Origin of the sequence: Paeniglutamicibacter sp. NPDC012692, from assembly GCF_042901625.1 — a bacterium.
GTDB lineage: Bacteria > Actinomycetota > Actinomycetes > Actinomycetales > Micrococcaceae > Paeniglutamicibacter.
In genome coordinates this window covers 187,511-210,411 of sequence record NZ_JBIBDE010000005.1, presented here as the reverse complement: position 1 = coordinate 210,411, position 22,901 = coordinate 187,511, and the positions used below count along the sequence as shown (strand labels likewise).

Sequence of the window (22,901 nt, the reverse complement as noted above, 5' to 3'; positions counted from 1 at the left end):
GCGCCGTCGGCTAGTACTTGTAGGAACGGGAATCCCAGCACTTGGAATGCCAGTGCCTGCGGGCCGCGGCGGAGGCGTCGTCGCCGGACCAGTGGTCCGCGCGCCATGCCACGACATGCTCGATGCCCGGCTTGATGAACTGGTCGCAGCCCGGGCACTTGTAGGTCTTCGCGGCCCCGGTGGCCGAAATCTTGCGCACGTGCCACTGTCCGTCAGGGGCGTCCTGCAGTCGCTGCACGCCGTATCGGGCCTTCTCCAGCCACGGCTCGTCGCTTCCGAGCTCCGGACGGGTCCATTTATTGGACCGTCCCCCACGCGGTGCGGGAGCGGTTGAACGTCGGGGGCGATTCGAGCGGGCCATATCTCAATTCTGCCCCAAGTCCCGGTGGCGCCTGTGCCGCTGCACACTCTTGGCCACTGCCGATGCCCGAAACCCGGTAGAGTGCACGGTGTGCGTTTAGTGATTGCCAAGTGTTCAGTTGATTATGAGGGCCGTTTGCGTGCCCACCTCCCCCTGGCGACCCGCCTGTTGATGGTCAAGGCCGACGGCTCGGTCCTGGTCCATTCAGACGGCGGCAGCTACAAGCCGCTGAACTGGATGAGCCCGCCCGCCGTCATGCGGATCGTGGAACCGGACGAGGAGCAGGCCGCCGAGGGCGACGTCGAGCTCTGGCACGTCGCCCACCAGAAGTCGGATGACCGTTTGGTGGTCCACATCAAGGAAATCATCCATGACACCGAGCACAACCTCGGCACCGACCCGGGCCTGATCAAGGACGGCGTCGAATCCGACCTGCAGCGCCTGTTGGCCGACCAGATCGAGACCGTCGGCGCAGGCTTCAGCCTGATCCGCCGGGAATACATGACGGCCATCGGGCCCGTTGACATCCTGGCCCGCGATGCCGGCGGCTCCACCGTGGCCATCGAGCTCAAGCGCGTGGGTGACATCGACGGCGTCGAGCAGCTGACCCGTTACCTGGAACTGCTCAACCGCGACCCGCTGCTCAAGCCGGTGCGCGGCGTGTTTGCCGCGCAGAAGATCAAGCCCCAGGCACGCACGCTCGCCACCGACCGCGGCATCGACTGCCTCGTTCTGGACTACGACGCCATGCGTGGAGTCGACGACAGCGCCGCACGGCTTTTCTAGAAGCACTCGCGGACCAAGGGGCTGCAGCTCTCCATCGGAGGACTGCAGCCCTTCGTCGCTTCCGGGGCACCGGCCACGTGCCACCCGGACGGGATGGCCCCATTTGGGGACGTCAATCCGCGGCCAGCCCGGCACGCGCACCTAGAATGGGGTCATGACTCCATCAGCTTCCCCGGCCCGCTACGCGCTTACCGGACGAATCCTCTCGCACGGAACCGAAATCGCCGACGGCATCATTGCAGTCGACGGCAACCGCATCGCCTTTGCCGGAAACGCAACGGAGTTTGCCTTCCTCGACGACGCCGCAAGCTTTGAACTGCGCGAGACCCCGGACGGAACCATCATTACCCCGGGCCTGATCGACCTCCACTGCCACGGTGCCGTGGGCGGGGATTTCCCGTCCGGCGATGCGCGGGCCATCGGCAAGGCCATCGACTTCCTGCACCGAGCCGGGACCACCACCCTGCTGGCCTCCCTGGTCACCGCGGACCGCGACGACATGCTCGCCTCGGCCCGGGTGCTCGCCGAGTTCGCCGAGCGCGGCGACCTCGCCGGCATCCATGCCGAAGGCCCGTACCTCTCGGACATCCGCTGCGGCGCGCAGGACCCCGCCTACCTGTCCGATCCGGAACCCGATTTCGTTGACGCATTGATCGAGGCCTCCGCCGGCCAATTGCGCACCATGACCTACGCCCCGGAGCGCCAAGGGTCGGACGCGCTGCTCGAGCAGCTGGTCTCCCAGGGCGTCGTCCCCTCCCTGGGACACACCGATGCCGACGCCACCACGGTGACAAGTTCCCTGGAGCTGGCCCGCGAGGAACTCGGAAGCGCCGGCGTGGACGGCTTCACCGAACGCCCCACCGTGACCCACCTGTTCAACGGCATGCCGTCGCTTCACCACCGCTCCCCCGGCCCCGTGGCCGCCTGCCTGGAACTCGCGGCTGCCAACAAGATCATCGTCGAGCTCATCGCCGACGGCGTGCACCTGGACCCGGTGACTGTTCGCACCGTCTTCAACCTGGTCGGCGCCGACTCGATCGCGCTGGTCACCGATTCGATGGCTGCCGCGGGCCTGGCCGACGGAAACTACGCCCTGGGTCCGGCCCAGGTGACCGTCGCCAACGGCGAGGCGCGCCTGAGCTCCAACGGCTCCCTGGCCGGCGGCACGGCCACCATGCTCGATGTCCTTCGTTCGGCGGTTGCAGGCGGCGTCCCGCTTTCGGAGGCTCTGGTCTCCGCCACCAAGGTCCCGGCAGAGGTGCTTGGGCTGGTCGACGAGGCGGGGCAGCTCCACCAGGGATTCGTCGCCGACCTGCTCTTGCTCGACGAGAACCTCAACCTGGTGCAGGTCATCCGCAATGGTGAATCAATTTATGAAGTTTCTGTTTAGCACCAACACGAAAGGTGTTGACCCAGATCACATGGCTATGTGATGCTGGACTCAGTCTTTGTGTTGGTTAGTCATACCCGCCAAAGCTAGGTTGCGGGTGTGAAGCGGCTGATGCGGTTTAGGCCATGTCAGTGTTCTTCTCACTTCTGTACCAATCACGGCCGGCGCACGGTGTGCCGACCGGTTTTTCGCACTAAATGAGGAGAAATACATGGCTCAGGGAACCGTGAAGTGGTTTAACGCCGAAAAGGGATTTGGCTTTATCACTCCGGATGGCGCCGAGGCTGACGTTTTCGTTCACTACTCGGAGATCCAGACCAATGGCTTCCGTACGCTGGAAGAAAACCAGCGCGTGGAATTCGAAGTTGGCCAGGGCGCCAAGGGTCCTCAGGCAACCGGCGTTGTCGGTCTCTAGGACTTCACTAAATCTTTGAACCCCCAGGCGGTTGCAACACCCCGACGCTTCGTGCGCCGGCCAAGGATGCAAATGGGGCCCGGTCCGAAGAATTGTTAAAGCAGTGGGGCGGGATGATATTCATCATCCCGCCCCACTGCTTTTTTATTGCGTTTAGTCTTGCCGCCAGGTGCCGACGCCCGCAACGGGGCCGGCCTCCAGCCAGGCTGAGAGACCGTTGTAGGTCCCGTAGTCCATGGCAATCAATATTTCTCGGCCTTCATAGGTCACCATCACGATGACGCTACCAGGCTGTACCAGGTGCTTTTCTTCTTCCGCGGGCTTTCGCCATCCATTGAGTTCAATGGAACTACGCGAAAACTTGTGCACCGCAATCGGGGAGACGGAAAAGAGCTTGAGAAACTCAAGCTCTCCGGCTCCATAACGAGCAACAACCATCATCCACTTCCCGGGGGCCGTGGAGATCGATGCGTCGAATGTGCCAAGAGTGCGCCGTAACTGAATACGGCGCACTCCCATGGCGCCCAAGAACATCACCACCAGCAGCAAGGCTGCCAGAACGATGAGTACAGGAATGCCGAGTTCGTTCAAGGCAGGACTATCGAGTTCCCGCCGGGGCAGATTCGGCCATGACGGCGTTATCGGCAACGATCACAACGCGGTTGGCATCAACGGAGAAGAACCCGCCGTCAACCTGGACCGAGAAGCGGGGACCGGAAACCGGTACGATTTCCAGATCTCCGGCAGCCAGCACGGCCAACATCGGCGCGTGGTCGGGAAGGATCCCGATCTCGCCTTCGCTGGAACGTCCCTTGACCAGTTTTGCCGCGCCGGACCACACGAAGTGGTCGGCAGCAACAATTTCGACTTGGAGTTCGGCCATGATTACTTGGTCGATTCCTGGATCTTGGCCCACTGGCGCTCGACATCGTCCATGCCGCCAATGTTGAAGAATGCCTGCTCAGCGATGTGGTCGACGTCGCCGTTGCAGATCGCGTTGAAGCCTTCGATGGTGTCCTTGATGGAAACCGTCGAGCCCTCGACACCGGTGAACTGCTTTGCAGTGTAGGTGTTCTGGGACAGGAACTGCTGGATGCGACGTGCGCGCGAAACAACAATCTTGTCTTCTTCGGACAGTTCGTCGACACCGAGGATGGCGATGATGTCCTGCAGTTCCTTGTTCTTCTGGAGGATCTGCTTAACACGCACGGCGGTGTTGTAGTGGTCGTGACCAACGTACTGCGGGTCAAGGATTCGCGACGTGGAGGTCAGCGGATCGATGGCCGGGTACAGACCACGGGAAGCGATTTCACGGGAAAGTTCCGTGGTCGCGTCCAAGTGGGCGAAGGTCGCTGCCGGAGCCGGGTCGGTGTAGTCATCTGCAGGCACGTAAACGGCCTGCATCGACGTGATCGAGTGGCCCTTGGTCGAGGTGATGCGCTCCTGAAGGAGACCCATCTCGTCGGCCAGGTTCGGCTGGTAACCCACGGCCGAAGGCATGCGGCCCAGAAGGGTCGACACCTCGGAACCGGCCTGGGTGAAGCGGAAGATGTTGTCGATGAAGAGCAGAACGTCCTGGTTCTGAACATCGCGGAAGTACTCCGCCATGGTCAGTGCCGACAGTGCCACGCGCAGACGCGTTCCTGGCGGCTCATCCATCTGACCGAACACCAAGGCGGTGTCCTTCAGTACGTTTGCTTCTTCCATTTCGACCCAGAGGTCGTTACCTTCACGGGTGCGCTCGCCAACACCGGCGAATACCGAGGTACCACCGAAGTTACGTGCAACACGGGTGATCATTTCCTGGATCAGCACGGTCTTACCAACACCGGCGCCACCGAACAGGCCGATCTTGCCACCCTTGATGTAAGGGGTCAAAAGGTCAATCGACTTGATGCCGGTTTCCAGCATTTCGGTCGAGCCTTCGAGGCTCGCGAAGGACGGAGCCTTGCGGTGGATCGGCCAGCGCTCGGTAACGTGGATTTCCGAGGCAGGAACGTCGAGGGGTTCGCCCAGGACGTTGAAGATGTGACCCTTGACGCCGTCGCCTACTGGCACGGAGATCGGGGAACCCGAGTCGATCACCGAGGTGCCGCGGACGAGTCCGTCGGTGGCCTGGAGGGCGATCGCACGAACCAGCGAGTCACCGAGGTGCTGGCTGGTTTCGAAGGTGATGGTCTTGGTCTCGCCGTTGAGGGTGATCTCAGCGGAAAGAGCGTTGTAAATGGCAGGCAGGGAGTCGGCGGGGAATTCGACGTCGACAACCGGGCCGATAACGCGTGCGATACGGCCGGTTGCACCGGTCGAGGCAGCGGTACCCTGCTCGTTAAGTTGGGCAGTCATCTCTCTCTCACTTCATTTGTGTAGATGGCGTGGATGTAAGTGTTTGGGAAGATCTCGGTTAGCCGTTGAGCGCGTCAGCGCCGGCAACGATTTCGGAGAGTTCCTGGGTAACCTCGGCCTGGCGGGCGTTGTTACGAAGACGCGTGTACTTCTTGATCAGTTCCTTGGCGTTGTCACCGGCGGTCTTCATGGCACGCTGGCGGGCTGCGAGCTCGGAAGCTGCTGCCTGCAACATTGCATTGAAGATACGCGACTCGATGTAACGCGGAAGCAGTGCGTCAAGCACCTGCTCCGGTTCCGGCTCGTATTCGTAGAGCGGCAGCAGTTCATCGGCAGGAGTCTCGGACTCCTCCTCGACGACCTCAAGCGGCAGCAAACGAATGACCGTCGGTTCCTGAACGACCATGGACTTGAACTGGGTGAATACAACGTGGATTTCATCCACGCCGCCCACTTCAAATTCGTCGGCGAAGTCCTTGAGCAGGACCTCGCGCAGTTCGCGTGCGGTTTCAAACTCCGGGGCGTCGGTTCCACCGGTCCACACCTTCGCGTATTCGCGTCCGCGGAAGTCAAAGTACGCCTGCGCCTTGCGGCCGACCAAGTAGGTCTTGACGTCCTTGCCTTCTTCATGGAGCAATTCAACGAGGTGCTCTGCCTGCTTCAAGACGCTGGCGGAGTAGGACCCGGCGAGTCCGCGGTCCGCGGTCATCACCAAAACTGCCGCGCGACGGATTGACTCCGGCTCGGTGGTCAGCGGGTGATCGATCTCGGACTGTGACGCGACGGCAGTAACAGCACGGGTAATCGCATTGGCGTACGGCAGCGATGCCGAGACACGCGCACGTGCCTTGCCAATACGGGAAGTAGCGATCAGTTCCATCGCCTTGAAGATCTTGCCCATCGACGTCGTCGATGCAATCTTCTGGCGGTAGACCCGGATCTGGGCTCCCATGTTTGTCCTTTCCTTATCCCTTTGTAGGGGTTGCCGCGCCGCGCGAGGTGGCGCGGCAACCCTTACTCAAAGGTGATGTCAGCGCTTTTGCTTGACGATCTTTTCCTGGTCGACGGATCCCTCGGCCAAGGCGTCGAATTCTTCGTGTCCGGCGGCGACAAGCTTGTCGTCGCCTTCACCGAAGAAGCCAGCCTTGAAATCGGCAATGTTCGACTTGAGCGATTCCACGGTCTCGTCTTCGAGCTTGCCGGTCTCGGCAATCACGGTCAGCACGTTGGTGCGGTGACGCAGGTGAGCCAGGAAGTCGGTCTCGAAGCGGCGAACGTCTTCAACCGGGACATCGTCCAGGTAGCCGTTGGTACCGGCCCACACGGAGACAACCTGATCCTCAACCGCGAACGGTGCGTACTGGCCCTGCTTGAGCAGTTCCATCAGGCGTGCGCCGCGGGTCAGCTGCTGCTTGGAAGCGGCATCCAGGTCCGAGGCAAACATGGCGAAGGCCTGCATGTCGCGGTACTGAGCCAATTCAAGCTTCAACGTACCGGCAACCTTCTTCATGGCCTTGATCTGCGCCGAGCCACCAACGCGGGACACCGAAACGCCCACGTCGACTGCCGGACGCTGGTTGGCGTTGAAGAGGTCCGACTGCAAGAAGATCTGGCCATCGGTGATGGAAATGACGTTGGTCGGGATGAACGCCGATACGTCGTTTGCCTTGGTTTCGATGATCGGAAGACCGGTCATCGAGCCCGCACCGAGTGCGTCGGAGAGCTTTGCACAACGCTCGAGCAAGCGGGAGTGCAAGTAGAACACGTCGCCCGGGTAAGCTTCGCGTCCTGGCGGACGGCGCAGCAACAGGGAAACGGCGCGGTAGGCTTCGGCCTGCTTGGACAGATCATCGAAGACGATCAGAACGTGCTTGCCGTCGTACATCCACTGCTGGCCAATGGCCGAGCCGGCGTACGGTGCCAGGTACTTGAAGCCAGCCGGATCGGATGCCGGGGAGGCAACGATCGTGGTGTATTCCAGTGCACCGTGGTCTTCAAGGGTCTGGCGCACTGCGGCAATGGTCGAAGCCTTCTGACCAATTGCCACGTAGATGCAGCGGACCTGCTTGTTGGTGTCGCCCGAAGCCCAGTTGGCCTTCTGGTTGATGATGGCATCCACGGCCAGAGCGGTCTTGCCGGTCTGACGGTCGCCAATGATCAGCTGACGCTGGCCACGGCCGATCGGGATCATCGCGTCGATGGCCTTCATGCCGGTCTGCAGCGGTTCGTGAACCGACTTACGCTCGGTGACGCCGGGAGCCTGGGCTTCCAGCGCACGGCGACCGGTGGACGCGATCGGTCCGAGGTCATCAATAGGCTCGCCCAGCGGGTCGACCACGCGGCCCAGGAAGGCGTCGCCCACTGGTACCGAGAGGATCTCGCCGGTGCGCTCTACGCGCTGGCCTTCTTCGATGCCGGTGAAGTCGCCCAAGACGACGACACCGATTTCGCGGGTGTCAAGGTTCTGGGCCAGGCCCAGGGTGCCGTCTTCGAAGCGAAGCAGCTCATTTGCCATGACGGAGGGAAGACCCTCCACCTTGGCGATACCGTCACTTGCCGTGGTTACGCGGCCGACCTCGGTGCGCTCAGCTTTGCCCGGTTCGTAGGACGCTGCGAACTCATTCAAGGCATTGCGGACGTCGTCGGCGTTGATGGTCAAATCGGCCATCTGCAGTCCCTGCTCTCCTAAGTTGTGATTACCGCGGTTCTATCGTGTGCGGTAACCGAAAATTGATTCAGTCTATGGTGACTGGCCGGCAGGCAGACCCCGAAGGGGGTCTACCTAGCCTGCCAACCGGCGGCGAAGATCCGACACGCGGGTTGCGATGGAAGCGTCTACCACTTCATCGCCCACCTTCACGCGGATGCCGCCGACTAGTTCCGGGTCGATGTTGACATTGATCTTCAAGTCTCGACCGTAAAGGTTATTCAGGCCTGCCTGCAGGCGCGCGAACTGCTCAGCGGTGAGGTCACGAGTGACGCTTACCTGGGCAATCCAGCGATCCTGACGCTTAGCCACCAATTCCACGAAGCGCTCCAGCAGTGCGACGGGCTTGAGCCCACGCGGCGAAGCGACGGCCTGGCGGATCAGCAGTGCAGATGCTTCACTGGCATTCGGGACAAGCTTCAGCGCCAGGGCGCATTTAGCTTCCGTCGTTGCCTGAGCATCATCAAGTGCACGCTGCAGATCATGACTGGACCCAACAACACGGATGAACGCGAAGAGGTCTTCTTCGAGCCTCTCCAAGCCAGCGGAACCGCCCTGACGTTCGGCGACCATGATTGCAGCGTTAGCTGCCACGATCTCCAATGCATCGCCAATGTCTCGTGCCGAGCTCCAGCGCGAAGTGGCAAGACCAGCGACGGTGGCCTCGGCGTCGGCCGAAACCTTTCCGCGCAACAGCTGGGCTACAAGCCCTGCCTTGTCCGAAGCCCCACGGGCGGGATCAGTCAGTGCGCGACGCAGGCCTGCATTGCTGTCGATGACCTGAAGGGCACCGAACAGCTCTGTCGACAATTCCAAGGACGCGTGTGCAAGCTTGGTTTCCAACGACGCCAGCGCCGCGGCGAGTGACTCGCTCGATACACCTGCCATTAGTTCGATGCACCTGCGTTCTGCTGGTTTTCCAGATCTGCCAGGAACTTATCGACCACGCGAGCTGCGCGCTCGTCGTTCTCAAGAGCGTCGTCGACGATCTTGCTGGCCAGCGAAGTTGCCAGGGTTCCGACCTCGGCGCGCAGCGAGGTAACTGCTGCAACGCGCTCGGCTTCGATCTGACGGTGGGCCTGCTCAGTGATGCGAGCGGACTCCTCGGAGGCCTTGGTCTTCAGCTCAGCCAGGATCTGGGCACCTTCTTCGCGCGCGTCCTCACGGATGCGGTTGGCTTCGGTGCGTGCTTCCAGCAGCTGGGCCTTGTACTGCTCAAGGGTGGCGTTGGCTTCGGCCTGTGCGGCTTCAGCCTTTTCAAGTCCACCTTCGATGGCCGTAACGCGGTCCTGGTAGGACTTCTCGAATGCCGGGGCAATGTACTTGACCACGATGAACAACAGGACAGCGAAGCCTGCAGCAGTGACAAGAATTTCCCACGGGTTCGGAAGCAGCGGGTTGGCACCCGCACCTGATGCGAGGATCAATTCGTTGCTGATCATTCTCACTCTTCCTTATCTCTTAAGTTCCAATTGCAATAGCCCTGCGATAGTGGCAGGGCCACCACCAAAGAAACTAGGAGCCGATGACGAAGGCGAAGACCAAGCCCAGGATTGCCAGTGCTTCTGCAAGGGCGAAGCCCAGCATTGCGATTGGCTGAAGGATGCGCTGTGCTTCAGGCTGACGAGCAACACCGTTGATGTAGGCAGCGAAGATCATGCCCACGCCGATGGCCGAACCGATTGCAGCCAGGCCGTAGCCGATCATGTTGAGGGAGCCGTGGAGTTCCATTTCGTTCCTTTCAAGATACCGACACTTTGTCGGCAGGTTGTGAGGTCATTCCCTGATGAAGGGGAAAGCTTTGTGTTGGTTTAGTGCGAGCCCGAATGCTTAGTGGGCGTCTGCATCCAGGGCACCCTGGATGTAGATGGCGGTCAGCAGGGTGAATACGAAGGCCTGCAGGACCATGATCAAGAGTTCAAGGAAGTACATCGCTACGGAACCGGCGATGACCGCAACGCCAACGGCGTTCATGGCCAGCGATTCTTGGACCATGATCAGGTGACGTGCGCCGGTGGCGGCAAGCATCACGATCATGTGGCCGGCCAGCATGGTGGCCATCAAACGCAGCGAGTGGGTCAGCGGGCGAACGATGAAGTTGGAAATGATTTCCAACGGCACCATCAGCGGCATGATCCAGCCCGGCACGCCGGAAGGAACGACTGCAAGCTTGAAGTAGCGGATACCGTGGTTCTTCACGCCTACGGCAATCCAGGTGCCGTAGATGATGATCGCCATGGCGTACGCCGAACCGGCGTGCGAGAACGATGGGAGCTGAAGGAACGGGATCGCGCCGAAGAGGTTGTTCAGCAGGACGAAGAAGAAGGTTGCGAAAAGCAGCGGTACCCAGGGGCGGAAGTTCTTTTCGCCGATGATGTCGCGGCCAACGGAGTTGCGAACAAAGCCGTAGGCGCTTTCTGCAAGGAACTGAGCCTTGCCTGGAACCAACTTCGGGTTCTTAATTGCGGACTTGAAGAACCACACGATCAAGATGATCGAAAGGATGATCATGATCATCTGCTTGCCGAAACCGGTCCCGTACTCGGCTAGCCAAGGAAACACCTCGGGAAGGTGGGTGTCGGAAATCGTCGGCGGGACATATGGTTCTGTGGCCGTCGGAAGCGCAAACGCGGTCAACGCGCTGTCCTCTCTGCAGTTTCGGTCATGGGGCAAAGTTGGTGACTCGGCGCAGTGCGCCGCTCACCGTGTGAAGTTCTGGTGGTCGATCTCAATACTCGGTACTGTCTTCGCGGCGTCGGTGCCGTTGATGATGGCTTGCCAAGAAGTATCCCGCGGTGGCACCAAGCAGCGCACCAACGAAGAGTATCCATCGGGTGTCCAGTAAAAGATCCAGACCCCAGCCTATCAAACCCCAAGCGATGAGCCCGCCAACGATGTAGTTGATGAATTCACGCACCGGGCGTTCATGAGGCATTTCATCGGGGTGCTTAGCGTGGGTTTCCATGCTGGGCCTCCCCACTTCCGGGCGGGGTCGGTTCTTCGTCGTCAAAGATGGGGAGGCGGGCCTTGGAGAAGGCACGGATCTCACCAAATTGCCAAAGAACCAGGGCTCCGATGGCCCCCCACATAAATGCGGGACGGTAAACCCAGTCGGGAAGCCCGGAAAAGAGAACCAGGAAACCCATGCCGACGATCTTGAGCATGTAGGTGAACAAGAAGGCCGGCAAGGCCCAGCCGCTTCGATATCGGCCAGCCAGTTCGGCGATGAGCAGGCTGACACCAAAGAATATGATGACCAGACCCACGGCAAACCCGATGGAACCAGCAAATTGTGCGCCAAGAATCGGCCACAGCACCAGGGAAGCGGCAGCGCCGACACTGATCGTGTAGGCGGTGCATGTCTTCAGGATGCCCATCCAAGGGGAACGCGGAGCCGACGAGGCGGCAAGCGCACCGTTGGTCTTCGAGCCGCGGACCGGCTTGATCATCTGCATCCTATTCCCTTGCGTACTGCAGCCCCTGGCACAGGGCAGCTGCGCAACAAGGAGTTTGATGGGGATTGGCCTCCACTGGAAGCCTCATTGAATTCTACACGAGATAGAACGGCTGCTCGACTTGAGAAGTCCCCTGACGCCGGCACACCGCGCGGACTACTTCTCGCGGGCTGCCTTGCGCTGCGCGTAGCCATGCCGGATCTTCGGCCACCATGTGGCGAAGCCCACAGAAATTAGTGCCGCAACATAGATGGGCACAACGATCTTGCGGTTCAACAACGAAAACGCCATCACCCCCGAGGCGCAGAGTGCGGCCCAGAGGTACATGAGAATGACGGTGGTCTGCTCGCTGTGCCCGCCCTGCACCATGCGGTGGTGCATGTGGCCTTGGTCCGCGTGGAACGGCGATTGCCCCCGGGACATGCGCCGGATGACGGAAAGGCCGAGATCCAGGAGCGGGAGCATGATCACCGCTGCCGGAAGGATGACGGGCATGTAGGCGGGAACGTTGCGGAAACGGAAGGCGTCCTCCCCCAACACGTCGCCGGTGACGGCGATGGAGGACACGGCAAGCAGCAAACCGATCGCCAGCACCCCGCTCTCCCCCATGAAGATGGAGGCCGGGTTGAAGTTGTGCGGCAGGAACCCGAGCGCGGCACCCAGAAGTATCGCGCACAGCAGCGCGGAGAAGTTCGAGTAGTCCTCGGCGTTCACGCGCGTCGCCAGGTAGTAGCTGTAGATGAAGAACGTTGCCGCGCCGATGGCGGAAACCCCGGCGGCCAGCCCGTCGAGTCCGTCCATGAAGTTGATGGCATTCATGATCAAGACGATCAGGATGACCGTGACCACGACGCGCGCCACCTGCGATTCGAAATTCACCGAGCCGATCGGCAGTGCCTTGATGACGATGCCGTGGCCGGCGATGATCAGGCCGATGGACGTCTGCCCGATCAGCTTGATCCACCATTTCAGGTCCATCAGGTCATCCATGACACCCATGAGCAGCACCACGGCCAGCGCAATGGCCACACCCTGGATCGGTTCGGGGTTCTTGAAGATCCCCGCGAAGAAGGGCAGCTGACTGGCCAGCGCCAGACCGAGGTAGATCGCGCCGATGATTGCCACGCCGCCGAGCTTGGGCGTCGGACGCTTGTGCATGTCGCGCTGGCGAACCGAATCCTCGGGCAGGAACCGGGCACCGACGGCCCGTAACACCGGCGTCAGCAAGTATGAGGTTATGAACGCGACCCCAATCAGCAGGAGATAAGTTCTCATGAGTCGGTGGCCGGCTCCGTTGCCCCGCTGGCTTCCCCGGCATCTTCGGCCGCGTCGGATTCGGGGCCTGTTGCGGTTTCCGGCTCAGCGGCGGACTCCGGCTCGGTTTCGGCCGCCGGCGGTTCCTCGCCGAGGCCCAGCAGTCCGGGGACCACCACGCGCAGCGCCTCCAGGCCGAGTGCGCCCTCGCGAACCACGCGCGGCGGGTTCAAGGTGCAGTCGACGATGGTGGAGCTCAGGGCTTCGCCGCTGACGGGTCGCTGCCCGGCCTCGAGGTAGACGTCGACCGATTCGCCGAGCTGCTCGAAGGCCTCGGCCGCGGTGGCCGCGGCCTGCTGGCCGGTGCGGTTGGCCGAGGACACGGCAAGCGGTCCGGTGACGGCCAGCAGGTCGCGGGCAACCTCGTCGTCGGGAACGCGCAGCGCCACGGTTCCACGGGTCTCCCCCAGGTCCCAGGTCAGCGACGGCTGGGCCTGCAGGATCAGCGTGAGGGCGCCTGGCCAGAACTCCTCGGCAAGGGCCCGGGCATCGTCCGGCACATCGACGGCCAGCCCGTCCATGGTCTGGATCGCGGGTATCAGGACCGGGGGCGGCATGTTCCGTCCCCTGCCCTTGCAAGCCAGCAATGTGGACACCGCCTGGGCGGAAAATGCGTCGGCGGCGATCCCATAGACGGTGTCCGTGGGCATCACAATGCAACGTTGCGCGGAGAGCGCAGCCTGCGCTGCTGCCAGTCCGGCATCCCGTTGCTGGCTATCTAGGGCGTCAAAACGTGAAGTCACGCTGTCCATTCTTCCATGTGTAGGGTCCTGCTAGCGGCGGATTCCGCTGGTCGAGCGGTCTCGCCCCGTCAAATCGCGGTGCGTTTGGATGTTGCTCCAGACGCCGCCCTCTTCAAAGAGTGCGGCCATTTGCGGTGCCTGGACCTCGGCATGTTCCATCACGAACAGCCCCCCGGGGCGCAGCAACCGCGCGGCCGAGCGCTCGGCCGCGCGCGGCATGACCATGCCGTCCTCGCCGCCGCCGTAGAGCGCCATCTGCGGGTCATGGTCGCGGGCCTCGGGTTCGCGCGGAACCGCGTTGGCGGGGATGTACGGCGGGTTGGAGACAACCACGTCGCAGGTGCCGTCGAGTTCCGAAAACGCGTCCCTCATGTCGCCCTGGATGAGGTGGACCCCCAACGGGGCGAGGTTGCGTTGCGCGTAGACGAAGGCAAGGTCGGAGAGCTCCACCGCGTGCACCTCGGCGCCGGCAAGCTCGTGGGCGAGCGAACCGGCGATGGCGCCGGAACCCGTGCCCAAGTCCACCAGGCGCGGGCAGTCCAGCTCCTTGGCGAAGTCGACGGCGATTTGCACCACCGTCTCCGTCTCCGGCCGCGGCACAAACACGCCGGGTCCCACCGCGAGCTCCAGGTACCTGAAGTGCGCGACACCGGTGAGGTGCTGCAGCGGTTCGCGGGTCGCCCGCCGGGCCACCAGCTTGGCATAGGCGGCATCGTCCGCGATGGAGAAGGACTCCCCCATCATCTGCAGGCTCTTAAGCCGCCCGCGGCTGGTGTTCAGCACGTGGGCGGCCAACAGCTCGGCATCCACCGCCGGGGAGGGGACGCCGGCCGCGGCCAGGGCTGCCGTGGCTTCGGCCAACACCTCAGCCAGCGGCTGGCCGAAACACTTGTCGGACATGGCTGTTTAGTCCTTATCCCCGCCGATGGCATCCAGACGCTGCTGCTCGTCCATTTCGATGCAGGAATTGATCAGCGGATCAAGATCGCCGTTCATGACCTGGTCAAGGTTGTAGGCCTTGTACCCGGTGCGGTGGTCGGCGATGCGGTTTTCGGGGTAGTTGTAGGTGCGGATGCGCTCGGAGCGGTCCATGGTGCGCACCTGCGACTTGCGGATGTCGGAGTTCTCCGCGTCGATGATCGCCTGGTGGTGCGCGAGGATGCGCGAACGCAGCACGCGCATGCCGGCCTCGCGGTTCTGCAGCTGCGACTTCTCGTTCTGCATGGCCACCACGATGCCGGTGGGGATGTGGGTGATGCGGACGGCGGAGTCGGTGGTGTTGACCGACTGGCCGCCCGGGCCCGAGGCGCGGTACACGTCGATCTTCAGGTCGTTCGCGTGGATCTCGACCTCTTCCGGCTCGTCGACCTCGGGGAGGATCAACACGCCGGCGGCCGAGGTGTGGATGCGGCCCTGGGACTCGGTCTGCGGCACGCGCTGGACTCGGTGCACGCCGCCCTCGAACTTCAGGTGTGCGTACACGCCCTCGGCCGGGTCGTTCGACTTGCCCTTGATGGCAACCTGGGCGTCCTTGTAGCCGCCGAGGTCGGACTCGTTGAACGAGATCATCTCGGTCTTCCAGCCCTTGGCTTCCGCATAGCGGGTGTACATGCGCAGCAGGTCGGCCGCGAACAGCGCGGCCTCGTCGCCGCCTTCGCCGCCCTTGACCTCCAGGATGACATCGCGTGCATCGTTGGGGTCGCGCGGGATCAGCAGGCGGCGAAGCTTTTCCTCGGCGGCAGGCAGCTGCTCTTCGAGCTCGGCGACCTCGTCGGCGAAGTCCGGGTCTTCCTCGGCCATTTCGCGGGCGGCCTCGAGGTCCTCGGTCATCTGCTTCCAGCGCTTGTGCGCCTCGACGATGCCGTTGAGCTCGGCGGAGCGGCGGCCAAGCTTGCGGGCAAGGCTTTGGTCCTGGTAAACGGCGGGATCCGAGAGCTGGGCCTGCAGGGCTGCGTGCTCATCGAGTAGTCCCTTGACGGACTCAAACATGGGTTTCAACTTCTTTCACGACGACTAGTTCCATTCTAAGGAACAAAAAGGTGGAATGCGGTGTTAACGACCGACGCCCGGTCCGCCGTGCCCGCTCGGAAAGCGGGCACGGCAAAACCGGGCGTGTGGCGTAGCTAGGCGTCGTTCTTGGAACCCAGCGTGGTCTTGTTGATGAGCATCAGGAACTCGGCGTTGGAAGAGGTCTCGCGGATCTTGCCCGTGAGGGTTTCCAGTGCCTGCTGCGTGTCGAGGCCCGAGAGCACGCGGCGCAGGCGCCACATGATGCGAACCTCGTCCGGGGACAGCAGGTTCTCTTCGCGGCGGGTGCCGGACTCGTTGACGTCGACCGCCGGGAAGATGCGCTTGTCCGCAAGCTTGCGGGACAGGCGGAGCTCCATGTTGCCGGTGCCCTTGAACTCCTCGAAGATGACCTCGTCCATCTTGGAACCGGTCTCGACAAGCGCGGTGGCCAGGATGGTCAGCGAGCCGCCGTTTTCGATGTTGCGGGCTGCACCGAAGAAGCGCTTCGGCGGGTACAGCGCCGAGGAATCGACGCCACCGGAGAGGATGCGTCCGGAGGCCGGGGCCGCCAGGTTGTACGCACGGCCCAGGCGGGTCATCGAGTCAAGCAGGACCACGACGTCCATGCCCATTTCCACGAGGCGCTTGGCGCGCTCGATGGCGAGCTCGGCGACGGTGGTGTGGTCATCGGCCGGGCGGTCGAAGGTCGAGGCAATGACCTCGCCCTTGACGGTGCGCTGCATGTCGGTGACTTCTTCGGGACGCTCGTCAACCAGAACCATCATGAGGTGGACCTCGGGGTTGTTGATGGTGATGGCGTTCGCGATCGACTGCAGGATCAGCGTCTTGCCGGCCTTGGGCGGCGAAACGATCAGGCCGCGCTGGCCCTTGCCGATCGGGGCAACCAGGTCGATGACACGCGGGCCGACCAGCTTCGGGTCGGTCTCCAGGCGCAGGCGGTCCTTCGGGTACAGCGGCACAAGCTTGGAGAAGTCGACGCGGTTGGCGTTCTCTTCCGGGGACTTGCCGTTGATGGCCGTCAGCTTCACCAGTGCGTTGAACTTGGCGCGGGTGTTGACGTTTTCGTTCTCGCGCGGTGCACGGATGGCGCCGACCACGGCGTCGCCCTTGCGCAGGTTGTACTTCTTGACCTGGTTCAGGGTCACGTAGACGTCGTTCGGGCCGGCCAGGTAGCCGGTGGTGCGGATGAACGCGTAGTTGTCCAGCACGTCCAGGATGCCGGCGACCGGCAACAGCACGTCGTTTTCGTTCATCTCGGTATCGTCGACATCCGGCTGATTGCGGTTGCGGCGGTTGCGCGAGTTGCGGTCATTGCGGTCGTTGCGATCGCCACGTTCATTGCGCTCGCCACGGTCGTTGCCGCGCTCGCTGGCGCCACGCTCGTTGCGTTCGCGGTTGCGCTCGCGGTTGCGCTCGTTGCGTTCGCGGTTGCGCTCGCGGCGGTTGGCGTTGCGGTCCTCGGCGGTTTCACGAACGCGCTCTTCGGCCTTCTCAACAGGCTTTTCGGCAACCTTTTCCTCGGCGGCCTCGGGGGCCTCGACGGTTTCGGTGTGCTCGACGTTGCTTTCGCGGCGGTTGCGGTTGCGATCGCGGCGGTTGCGGTTGCGGTCGTGGCGCTCGGTGCGCTCCGGGCGGCCCTCGTGGGTGCCCTCGGCGGTCTCGCCCTCGGTTGCAACGGCGGTTGCGGTTTCGGCGGCCTCGACGTTTGCCGTTGCCGGCTTCTCGGCTGCAGGCGCGCTCGGAGCGGACTCGGCGCGGCGGTTGCGGGAGTTGCGGCGCGGTGCGCGCTCCTCGGCGGCGGGTGCCTCGGCGGCTTCGGCGGTTTCGGTTGCCGCTGCCGGCGCGGCAACGGTTCCGGTGGACTCCGCACGGCGGCTGCGGCCGCGGCGCGGTGCACGCTCCTCGGAGGCTGCTGCCTCCGAAGCCTCGGCCGGGGCCTCGGTCTTGGTTTCCGCTGCCGCCTTGGCGGTGCGCCGGGCCGGCGCCTTGGCCGCGGTCTTGGTTTCGGCTGCGGCTTCCACCTTCGGTTCGGCCTTGGCCTTGGCATCGCGGTCGGCTACGGAGCCGCCGCGCTGGTGGTTGGAAATCGCGGTGACAAGATCGCTCTTGCGCATCCGGGATCCGCCGGTGATACCCAGCTGGGACGCAAGCGCCTGCAATTGTGCAAGCTTAAGGCCGGCAAGTCCGCCGCCCTTGGATGCGTTGTTTTCTTCCACGCCTGCATTCAGGCTGGTGGTTTCGGTCACGAAGGTTCCTTCCCCCTCGTCGGGCGGATCGCATCAGAGAGATCCGCAACGTTTGACTGCCCTTGCCCGCTTCAGATGCGGGAAAGGTTGAACCGTGCATGGACCCGGTGAGGGCCAATACCTCGGTCGATCGTGCGTGGGACACATCAAAGGATTGAACGCCCATCAAAGACGATGAACTCAATCGGATGGTGTGAGGGTGCTTGCGCGCCTGGCTAAAAACGGTTTGGCGGCGGTCAGGCACCGCAAAACGCGGCGGATGACGGTTGCACTAATCGCAGTGAACCATTCCCAAGATCTGGAGTGGTTCTTTTAGAGACTTGTGCTAAAGCACTTCTACTCTAACACCGCTTTGCGGCACAGACGGAATCTGGACACGCCAAGAAGTTTCGCGGTGATCCGCGGCATGTTCCGCGATGATCCGCGCCACGAGTTCCGCTTCCTCGGTCCCGGCACACAGCACCAGCACCGTGGGTCCGGCACCCGATACGACCGCTGCGTGGCCAAGCGAGCGCAGGTGGGCGATCAGTGCGGCGCTCGGCGCCATGGCCGGGGCGCGGAAGGACTGGTGCAAGAAGTCCTCGGTGCCAAGCAGCAAGGCGCTCGGCTCGTGGGCCAATGCGTGGATCAAAAGGCCCACACGGCCGCCGTTCGCTGCGGCAACGGCATGCGGAACCGTTTCCGGCAGCAGGCCGCGGGCCGCATGCGTGGAAAGTTCGACGTCCGGGATCGCGATGACCGGGACGATCGATTCGTGCAGCACCCCGTTGAGGGTGCCGAACCCGTTCCCGTCGACCCATGACAGCGTGAGCCCGCCGAAGACGGCAGGGGCCACGTTGTCCGGGTGGCCTTCCCAGCGCGCGGAGGCCTGGAAAATTTCGTCCAGGCCCTCCTGCGCGTCGGCGGGAAGCAGTGCGTTGGCCGCGGCCAACGCACTGACCATGGCGGCGGCGCTGGAGCCCATGCCGCGGCCGTGGGGAATGCGGTTCGTCGCTTCAAGGCGCAGGCCGCAGGCCTCGTAGCCGAGCTCGGCCCAGCGTTCCAGGATGGTCTTGGCGATCAGGTGGGTTTCGTCGGTGGGCAGCGTGTCCGCGCCCTCCCCCGTCATCCGAACCACTACCCCGGGCTCCGCGAGCGTGTGGACCACCAGCGTGTCGAACACCGACAGCGCCATGCCCAAGACGTCGAAGCCCGGCCCCAGGTTGGCCGTCGTTGCCGGCACGTGCACGGCAATCGTCTGTCCGGCCTGTATTTGCGCCATGTTGCGTTTATTCCCTTGGTGAAATGCGTTTAGGCCAGGCCGAGCGCGCCGGCAACGGCGACAACATCGAATTCGACCTTGGTGGGTGTTACCTCGGAACCGTCTTCGGTCTTCAGGGCCCAGTCCGGGTCCTTCAGGCCGTGGCCGGTCACGGTGACCACGATGGTCTTGCCCGTCGGCACGTTCCCTGCGGCGTGGTGCTTGATCAGCCCGGCAACACCGGCGGCGGAGCCCGGCTCCACGAAGACGCCCTCGCGGGAGGAGAGCCAACGGTGCGCGGCGAGGATTTCGACGTCGGTCACCGAGTCGATGATTCCGCCGGACTCGTCGCGGGCCTCCTCGGCCTGCTTCCAGGATGCGGGGTTGCCGATGCGGATGGCGGTGGCGATGGTGTCCGGTTCGGTCACCGGGTGGCCCAGCACGATCGGTGCGGCGCCGGCGGCCTGGAAGCCCCACATGATCGGGGTCTTGGTGGACACCGGTGCCAGCACGTCGCCGGCCTGGTTGGTGTACTCGGAGGAGTACTCCTTGTAGCCCTTCCAGTAGGCGGTGATGTTGCCCGCGTTGCCCACCGGCAGCACGTGGTAGTCCGGGGCGTCGCCCAGGTAGTCGACGACCTCGAACGCGCCGGTCTTCTGGCCCTCGATGCGCGCGGGGTTCACCGAGTTCACCAGGAACACCGGGTAGTTTTCGCTGAGCTTGCGTGCGACCTCGAGGCAGTTGTCGAAGTTGCCGTCGATCTGGATGATGTCCGCGCCGTGCGCGATCGCCTGGGACATCTTGCCCATGGAGATCTTTCCGTCCGGAACCAGCACGGCGCACTTGAGGCCGGCCTGGGTTGCGTAGGCGGCGGCCGAGGCCGAGGTGTTGCCGGTGGAGGCGCACACCACTGCCTTGGCGCCGGCCGCAACGGCGGCGGTCATGGCCATGGTCATGCCGCGGTCCTTGAAGGACCCGGTCGGGTTCATGCCCTCTACCTTGAGGTAGACCGTCGAACCTGTCAGTTCGCTCAGTGCCGGGGCGAACACCAGGGGCGTTCCGCCCTCGCCAAGGGTGATGACCTTAGTGTTTTCGTCAACGGGCAGGCGGTCGGCATATTCGCGGATGACTCCGCGCCACTGGTGGGCCACTTAGTTTCCTTCAACTCGCAGGACAGAGATTACTTCTTGGACGGCAGCCAACTCCGCCACGGCCGCAACGGTGGCGGCGAGGGCGGATTCGGTGGAGCGGTGGGTGACGATGCGCAGCTCGGCAACCGAGGTTGCCGCATCCGGGTTCACGGTCTGGCGCAGGGCCTCGATGGAGACGCCGTGCGTGGCAAAGATCGTGGCGATCGAGGCGAGCACGCCGGGTTCGTCGGTGACGCGCAGGCCGATGGCGTAGCTGGTTGCGGCCTGGGCGAAGTCCATGACCGGCACGGACTGCTGGGCGGAGATGGCCGGCAGCGGGCCGCCGGAGACCACGCGGCGCGCCACGGCGACGGTGTCGCCCAGCACGGCGGAGGCGGTCGGCGAACCGCCGGCGCCGCGACCGTAGAACATCAGCTCGCCGGCGTTTTCCGCCTCGACGAAGACCGCGTTGAACGCGCCGTGCACGGCGGCCAGCGGGTGGGTGCGGCGCAGCAGCGTCGGGTGCACGCGCACGCCGATGCCGTTCTCCCCGCGTTCGGCGATGGCCAGCAGCTTGATGACCATTCCGGCGTCCTTGGCGGCAGCCACGTCGCCGGCGGTGATCTTCGAGATGCCTTCGCAGTACACGTTTTCCAGGGCGAAATCGGTGTGGAACGACAGCGACGCGAGGATCGCGGCCTTGGCCGCGGCATCGTGCCCCTCGACGTCGGCCGTCGGGTCGGCCTCGGCGTAGCCCAGGGCCTGTGCCTCGGCAAGGACGTCGGCGAACTGGGCGCCGGTGGTGTCCATGGCGTCGAGGATGAAGTTGGTGGTGCCGTTGACGATGCCCATGACCTTGGTGATCCGGTCGCCGGAGAGCGAGTCGGAGATGGGGCGCAGGATCGGGATGGCGCCGGCGACGGCGGCCTCGTAGCGCAGCTGGGCGTCGTTGGCGAAGGCCAGGGCGCTCAGCTCCGCTCCGCGGGCCGCAAGCAGCGCCTTGTTGCCGGTGATGACCGAGGCGCCGCGGCTCAGCGCGCGGCCGATCAGCTCGCCGGCGGGCTCGAGGCCGCCGAGCAGCTCGATGACGATGTCCGCGTCGTCGACCAGGGCGGCCGAGTCGGTGGTGAACAGCTCGGCGGGAATCTGCCCGTCGCGCTGGGTTGCTACATTGCGTACTGCAATGCCCGTCAATTCGAGCTTTGCCCCTGCGCGGTCGGCAAGCACCGATGCGTCGTCCAGCAGGATGCGTGCCACCTGGGCACCCACGTTGCCGCAGCCAAGCAGGGCCACCTTCAGTGTCTTCACGTTTCTAACTATGCTCCCAAGTCGCGGGCCAACAGATCGGCTTCGGTTTCCCTGCGGATGATGGCGCGTGCGGCACCGTCGCGCACCGCAACAACGGCCGGGCGACCAAGGTAGTTGTAATTGCTGGCCAATGCCCAGCAGTAGGCCCCGGTTCCCGGTACGGCGAGCAGATCGCCGGCGGCAACATCCTCGGGCAGGTAAACGTCCCTTACGACTATGTCACCGGACTCGCAGTGTTTGCCAACCACGCGGGAAATAATCGGTTCACTTGCCGTCACACGGGACGCCAGCACGGCCGTGTAGTCGGCGTCGTAGAGCACCGGGCGGGCGTTGTCGCTCATGCCGCCGTCGACCGAAACGTAGCGGCGCGGCACCAGGGTGCCGTCCTCGGTTTCCACCTGGACGGACTTGCGCACGCCGGCCTCGTAGAGGGTGAAGGTGGAGCTGCCGGCGATGGCACGGCCCGGTTCGATGGAGATGCGCGGCACGGCGATGCCCAGCTCGAGGGCGGTTTCGCCGACGACCTTGGCCATGGCCGCGGCCAGCGTAGCCGGGGAGCTCGGGGTGTCGACCTCGGTGTAGGCGATGCCGTAGCCGCCGCCCAGGTCCAGTTCCGGGAGCTCCACGCCGTGGATTTCCTTGATCCCGGCCAGGAAGCCGAGCAGCTTCTGGGCGGCCATGGCAAAGCCCTCCGCCTCGAAGATCTGCGAGCCGATGTGGGCGTGCAGGCCCAGCAGGTTCAGCTCCTCCTGCTCCAGCGCGAAATTGACGGCGGCCGCGGCCGGGGAAACGTCCCCGCCCACGGGGATCATGGAGAGCCCGAACTTCTGGTCCTCGTGCGCCGTGGCGATGAACTCGTGGGTGCTGGCGTGCACGCCCGGGGTCAGCCGCAGCATGACGTTGGCGCGCTTGCCGGCCTCCCGGGCCAGCACCGCGACGCGCTCGAGCTCGTCGAGCGAGTCGACGACGATGCGCCCGACGCCGGCCTCGATGGCGGTGCCGATCTCGCTGACGGACTTGTTGTTGCCGTGCAGCGAGAGGTTCGCCGCGGGCACGCCTGCCACGCGGGCCACGGCCATTTCCCCGCCGGAACAGGTGTCCAGGCGCAGGCCCTCGGCGGTGACCCAGCGGGCCACCTCGGTGCTCAGGAACGCCTTGCCGGCGTAGTAGACGTCCACGCCGCCGCACAGGTCGGCAAAGGCGGCGTCGAATGCCTGCTTGAAGCCGCGGGCGCGGGCGCGGAAGTCGTTCTCGTCAAGCACGAACAGCGGGGTGCCGAACTCCTGGGCGAGCTGCGAGACCGGCAGGCCCTGGACGGCCAGTTCCCCGCCCTCGGTCCGGGCCACTCCCGCGGCCCACTCGATCGGGCGCAGGGCGTTGGCGTCCTCCGGGAAGGTCAGCCACTTGGGTGCGAGGGGGGAAATAGCCATGG

24 protein-coding genes are annotated in these 22,901 nt (G+C 63.9%); 3 read left to right on the top strand and 21 right to left on the bottom strand.

All coding sequences use genetic code 11. The features are described 5' to 3' along the window. Positions 1-10 precede the first annotated feature (10 nt). Positions 11-361, bottom strand: coding sequence for a hypothetical protein (locus ACFY5D_RS17195; RefSeq protein WP_209996280.1), 351 nt, complete (start codon positions 359-361; stop codon positions 11-13). A gap of 90 nt (positions 362-451) precedes the next feature. Here ACFY5D_RS17195 and nucS point away from each other — a divergent pair, with 90 nt between their 5' ends. From nucS to ACFY5D_RS17180, 3 genes are all read left to right on the top strand, one after another. Beyond that, positions 452-1,147, top strand: a complete 696-nt coding sequence (gene nucS, locus ACFY5D_RS17190; protein ID WP_387532582.1) for an endonuclease NucS — start codon at positions 452-454, stop codon at positions 1,145-1,147. Positions 1,148-1,301: 154 nt separating this feature from the next. Continuing rightward, positions 1,302-2,537 carry an N-acetylglucosamine-6-phosphate deacetylase gene (locus tag ACFY5D_RS17185; RefSeq protein ID WP_387532579.1) on the top strand — a complete coding sequence of 412 codons (1,236 nt, stop codon included), beginning with the start codon at positions 1,302-1,304 and terminating at the stop codon, positions 2,535-2,537. Between the two features lie 211 nt (positions 2,538-2,748). Further along, entirely contained in the window at positions 2,749-2,952 is a 204-nt protein-coding gene (locus ACFY5D_RS17180) for a cold-shock protein (protein ID WP_068735141.1), read from the top strand. A gap of 153 nt (positions 2,953-3,105) precedes the next feature. Here the strand turns inward: ACFY5D_RS17180 and ACFY5D_RS17175 are convergent, their stop codons facing one another. The 20 genes from ACFY5D_RS17175 to lysA all read right to left on the bottom strand — a co-directional run bounded on the left by ACFY5D_RS17175 (position 3,106) and on the right by lysA (position 22,899). Further along, positions 3,106-3,543 carry a DUF2550 domain-containing protein gene (locus ACFY5D_RS17175; protein WP_387532574.1) on the bottom strand — a complete coding sequence of 146 codons (438 nt, stop codon included), beginning with the start codon at positions 3,541-3,543 and terminating at the stop codon, positions 3,106-3,108. 7 nt (positions 3,544-3,550) lie between these two features. Continuing rightward, the gene (locus ACFY5D_RS17170; RefSeq protein WP_387532572.1) at positions 3,551-3,835 is read right to left on the bottom strand and encodes a F0F1 ATP synthase subunit epsilon; all 285 of its coding nucleotides are present in this window, start codon (positions 3,833-3,835) and stop codon (positions 3,551-3,553) included. A gap of 2 nt (positions 3,836-3,837) precedes the next feature. Beyond that, a complete protein-coding gene (atpD, locus tag ACFY5D_RS17165) occupies positions 3,838-5,295 on the bottom strand; it encodes a F0F1 ATP synthase subunit beta (protein ID WP_387532570.1) in 1,458 nt (485 codons plus the stop codon). A gap of 58 nt (positions 5,296-5,353) precedes the next feature. Continuing rightward, positions 5,354-6,247, bottom strand: a complete 894-nt coding sequence (locus tag ACFY5D_RS17160; protein WP_387532567.1) for a F0F1 ATP synthase subunit gamma — start codon at positions 6,245-6,247, stop codon at positions 5,354-5,356. Positions 6,248-6,325: 78 nt separating this feature from the next. Then, a complete protein-coding gene (gene atpA / locus ACFY5D_RS17155; RefSeq protein ID WP_387532564.1) occupies positions 6,326-7,963 on the bottom strand; it encodes a F0F1 ATP synthase subunit alpha in 1,638 nt (545 codons plus the stop codon). Positions 7,964-8,077: 114 nt separating this feature from the next. Next, positions 8,078-8,890: a F0F1 ATP synthase subunit delta gene (locus tag ACFY5D_RS17150; RefSeq protein WP_387532561.1), complete on the bottom strand. Its 813-nt coding sequence runs from the start codon at positions 8,888-8,890 to the stop codon at positions 8,078-8,080. Further along, complete coding sequence (locus tag ACFY5D_RS17145; RefSeq protein WP_387532558.1) at positions 8,890-9,444, bottom strand: F0F1 ATP synthase subunit B; 555 nt, start codon at positions 9,442-9,444, stop codon at positions 8,890-8,892. Before ACFY5D_RS17145 ends, ACFY5D_RS17150 begins: the two co-directional genes overlap by 1 nt. 73 nt (positions 9,445-9,517) lie before the next feature. After that, positions 9,518-9,733 (bottom strand): F0F1 ATP synthase subunit C, encoded by a 216-nt coding sequence (locus ACFY5D_RS17140; protein WP_387532555.1) that lies wholly within the window; start codon positions 9,731-9,733, stop codon positions 9,518-9,520. A 99-nt stretch (positions 9,734-9,832) separates the two neighbouring features. Next, complete coding sequence (atpB, locus tag ACFY5D_RS17135) at positions 9,833-10,639, bottom strand: F0F1 ATP synthase subunit A (RefSeq protein WP_387532553.1); 807 nt, start codon at positions 10,637-10,639, stop codon at positions 9,833-9,835. Between the two features lie 91 nt (positions 10,640-10,730). Then, positions 10,731-10,967 (bottom strand): hypothetical protein, encoded by a 237-nt coding sequence (locus ACFY5D_RS17130; protein WP_387532550.1) that lies wholly within the window; start codon positions 10,965-10,967, stop codon positions 10,731-10,733. Beyond that, positions 10,951-11,379 carry a hypothetical protein gene (locus ACFY5D_RS17125; RefSeq protein WP_387532548.1) on the bottom strand — a complete coding sequence of 143 codons (429 nt, stop codon included), beginning with the start codon at positions 11,377-11,379 and terminating at the stop codon, positions 10,951-10,953. Before ACFY5D_RS17125 ends, ACFY5D_RS17130 begins: the two co-directional genes overlap by 17 nt. A gap of 234 nt (positions 11,380-11,613) precedes the next feature. Further along, complete coding sequence (locus tag ACFY5D_RS17120; RefSeq protein WP_387532545.1) at positions 11,614-12,732, bottom strand: MraY family glycosyltransferase; 1,119 nt, start codon at positions 12,730-12,732, stop codon at positions 11,614-11,616. Continuing rightward, positions 12,729-13,523: an L-threonylcarbamoyladenylate synthase gene (locus tag ACFY5D_RS17115; protein WP_387532541.1), complete on the bottom strand. Its 795-nt coding sequence runs from the start codon at positions 13,521-13,523 to the stop codon at positions 12,729-12,731. The genes ACFY5D_RS17120 and ACFY5D_RS17115 overlap by 4 nt, the downstream gene beginning before the upstream one ends. Positions 13,524-13,544: 21 nt before the next feature. Continuing rightward, complete coding sequence (gene prmC / locus ACFY5D_RS17110; RefSeq protein WP_387532538.1) at positions 13,545-14,414, bottom strand: peptide chain release factor N(5)-glutamine methyltransferase; 870 nt, start codon at positions 14,412-14,414, stop codon at positions 13,545-13,547. Between the two features lie 6 nt (positions 14,415-14,420). After that, complete coding sequence (gene prfA, locus ACFY5D_RS17105; RefSeq protein ID WP_387532535.1) at positions 14,421-15,503, bottom strand: peptide chain release factor 1; 1,083 nt, start codon at positions 15,501-15,503, stop codon at positions 14,421-14,423. A gap of 134 nt (positions 15,504-15,637) precedes the next feature. Then, the gene (gene rho, locus ACFY5D_RS17100) at positions 15,638-17,791 is read right to left on the bottom strand and encodes a transcription termination factor Rho (protein ID WP_387532533.1); all 2,154 of its coding nucleotides are present in this window, start codon (positions 17,789-17,791) and stop codon (positions 15,638-15,640) included. Between the two features lie 325 nt (positions 17,792-18,116). After that, positions 18,117-19,052, bottom strand: coding sequence for a homoserine kinase (gene thrB, locus ACFY5D_RS17095; protein WP_387532530.1), 936 nt, complete (start codon positions 19,050-19,052; stop codon positions 18,117-18,119). A gap of 29 nt (positions 19,053-19,081) precedes the next feature. Next, positions 19,082-20,182, bottom strand: a complete 1,101-nt coding sequence (gene thrC, locus ACFY5D_RS17090; protein ID WP_387532527.1) for a threonine synthase — start codon at positions 20,180-20,182, stop codon at positions 19,082-19,084. Next, entirely contained in the window at positions 20,183-21,469 is a 1,287-nt protein-coding gene (locus ACFY5D_RS17085; RefSeq protein WP_387532523.1) for a homoserine dehydrogenase, read from the bottom strand. A gap of 8 nt (positions 21,470-21,477) precedes the next feature. Then, positions 21,478-22,899, bottom strand: a complete 1,422-nt coding sequence (gene lysA, locus ACFY5D_RS17080) for a diaminopimelate decarboxylase (protein ID WP_387532520.1) — start codon at positions 22,897-22,899, stop codon at positions 21,478-21,480. Between the last annotated feature and the right edge of the window lie 2 nt (positions 22,900-22,901).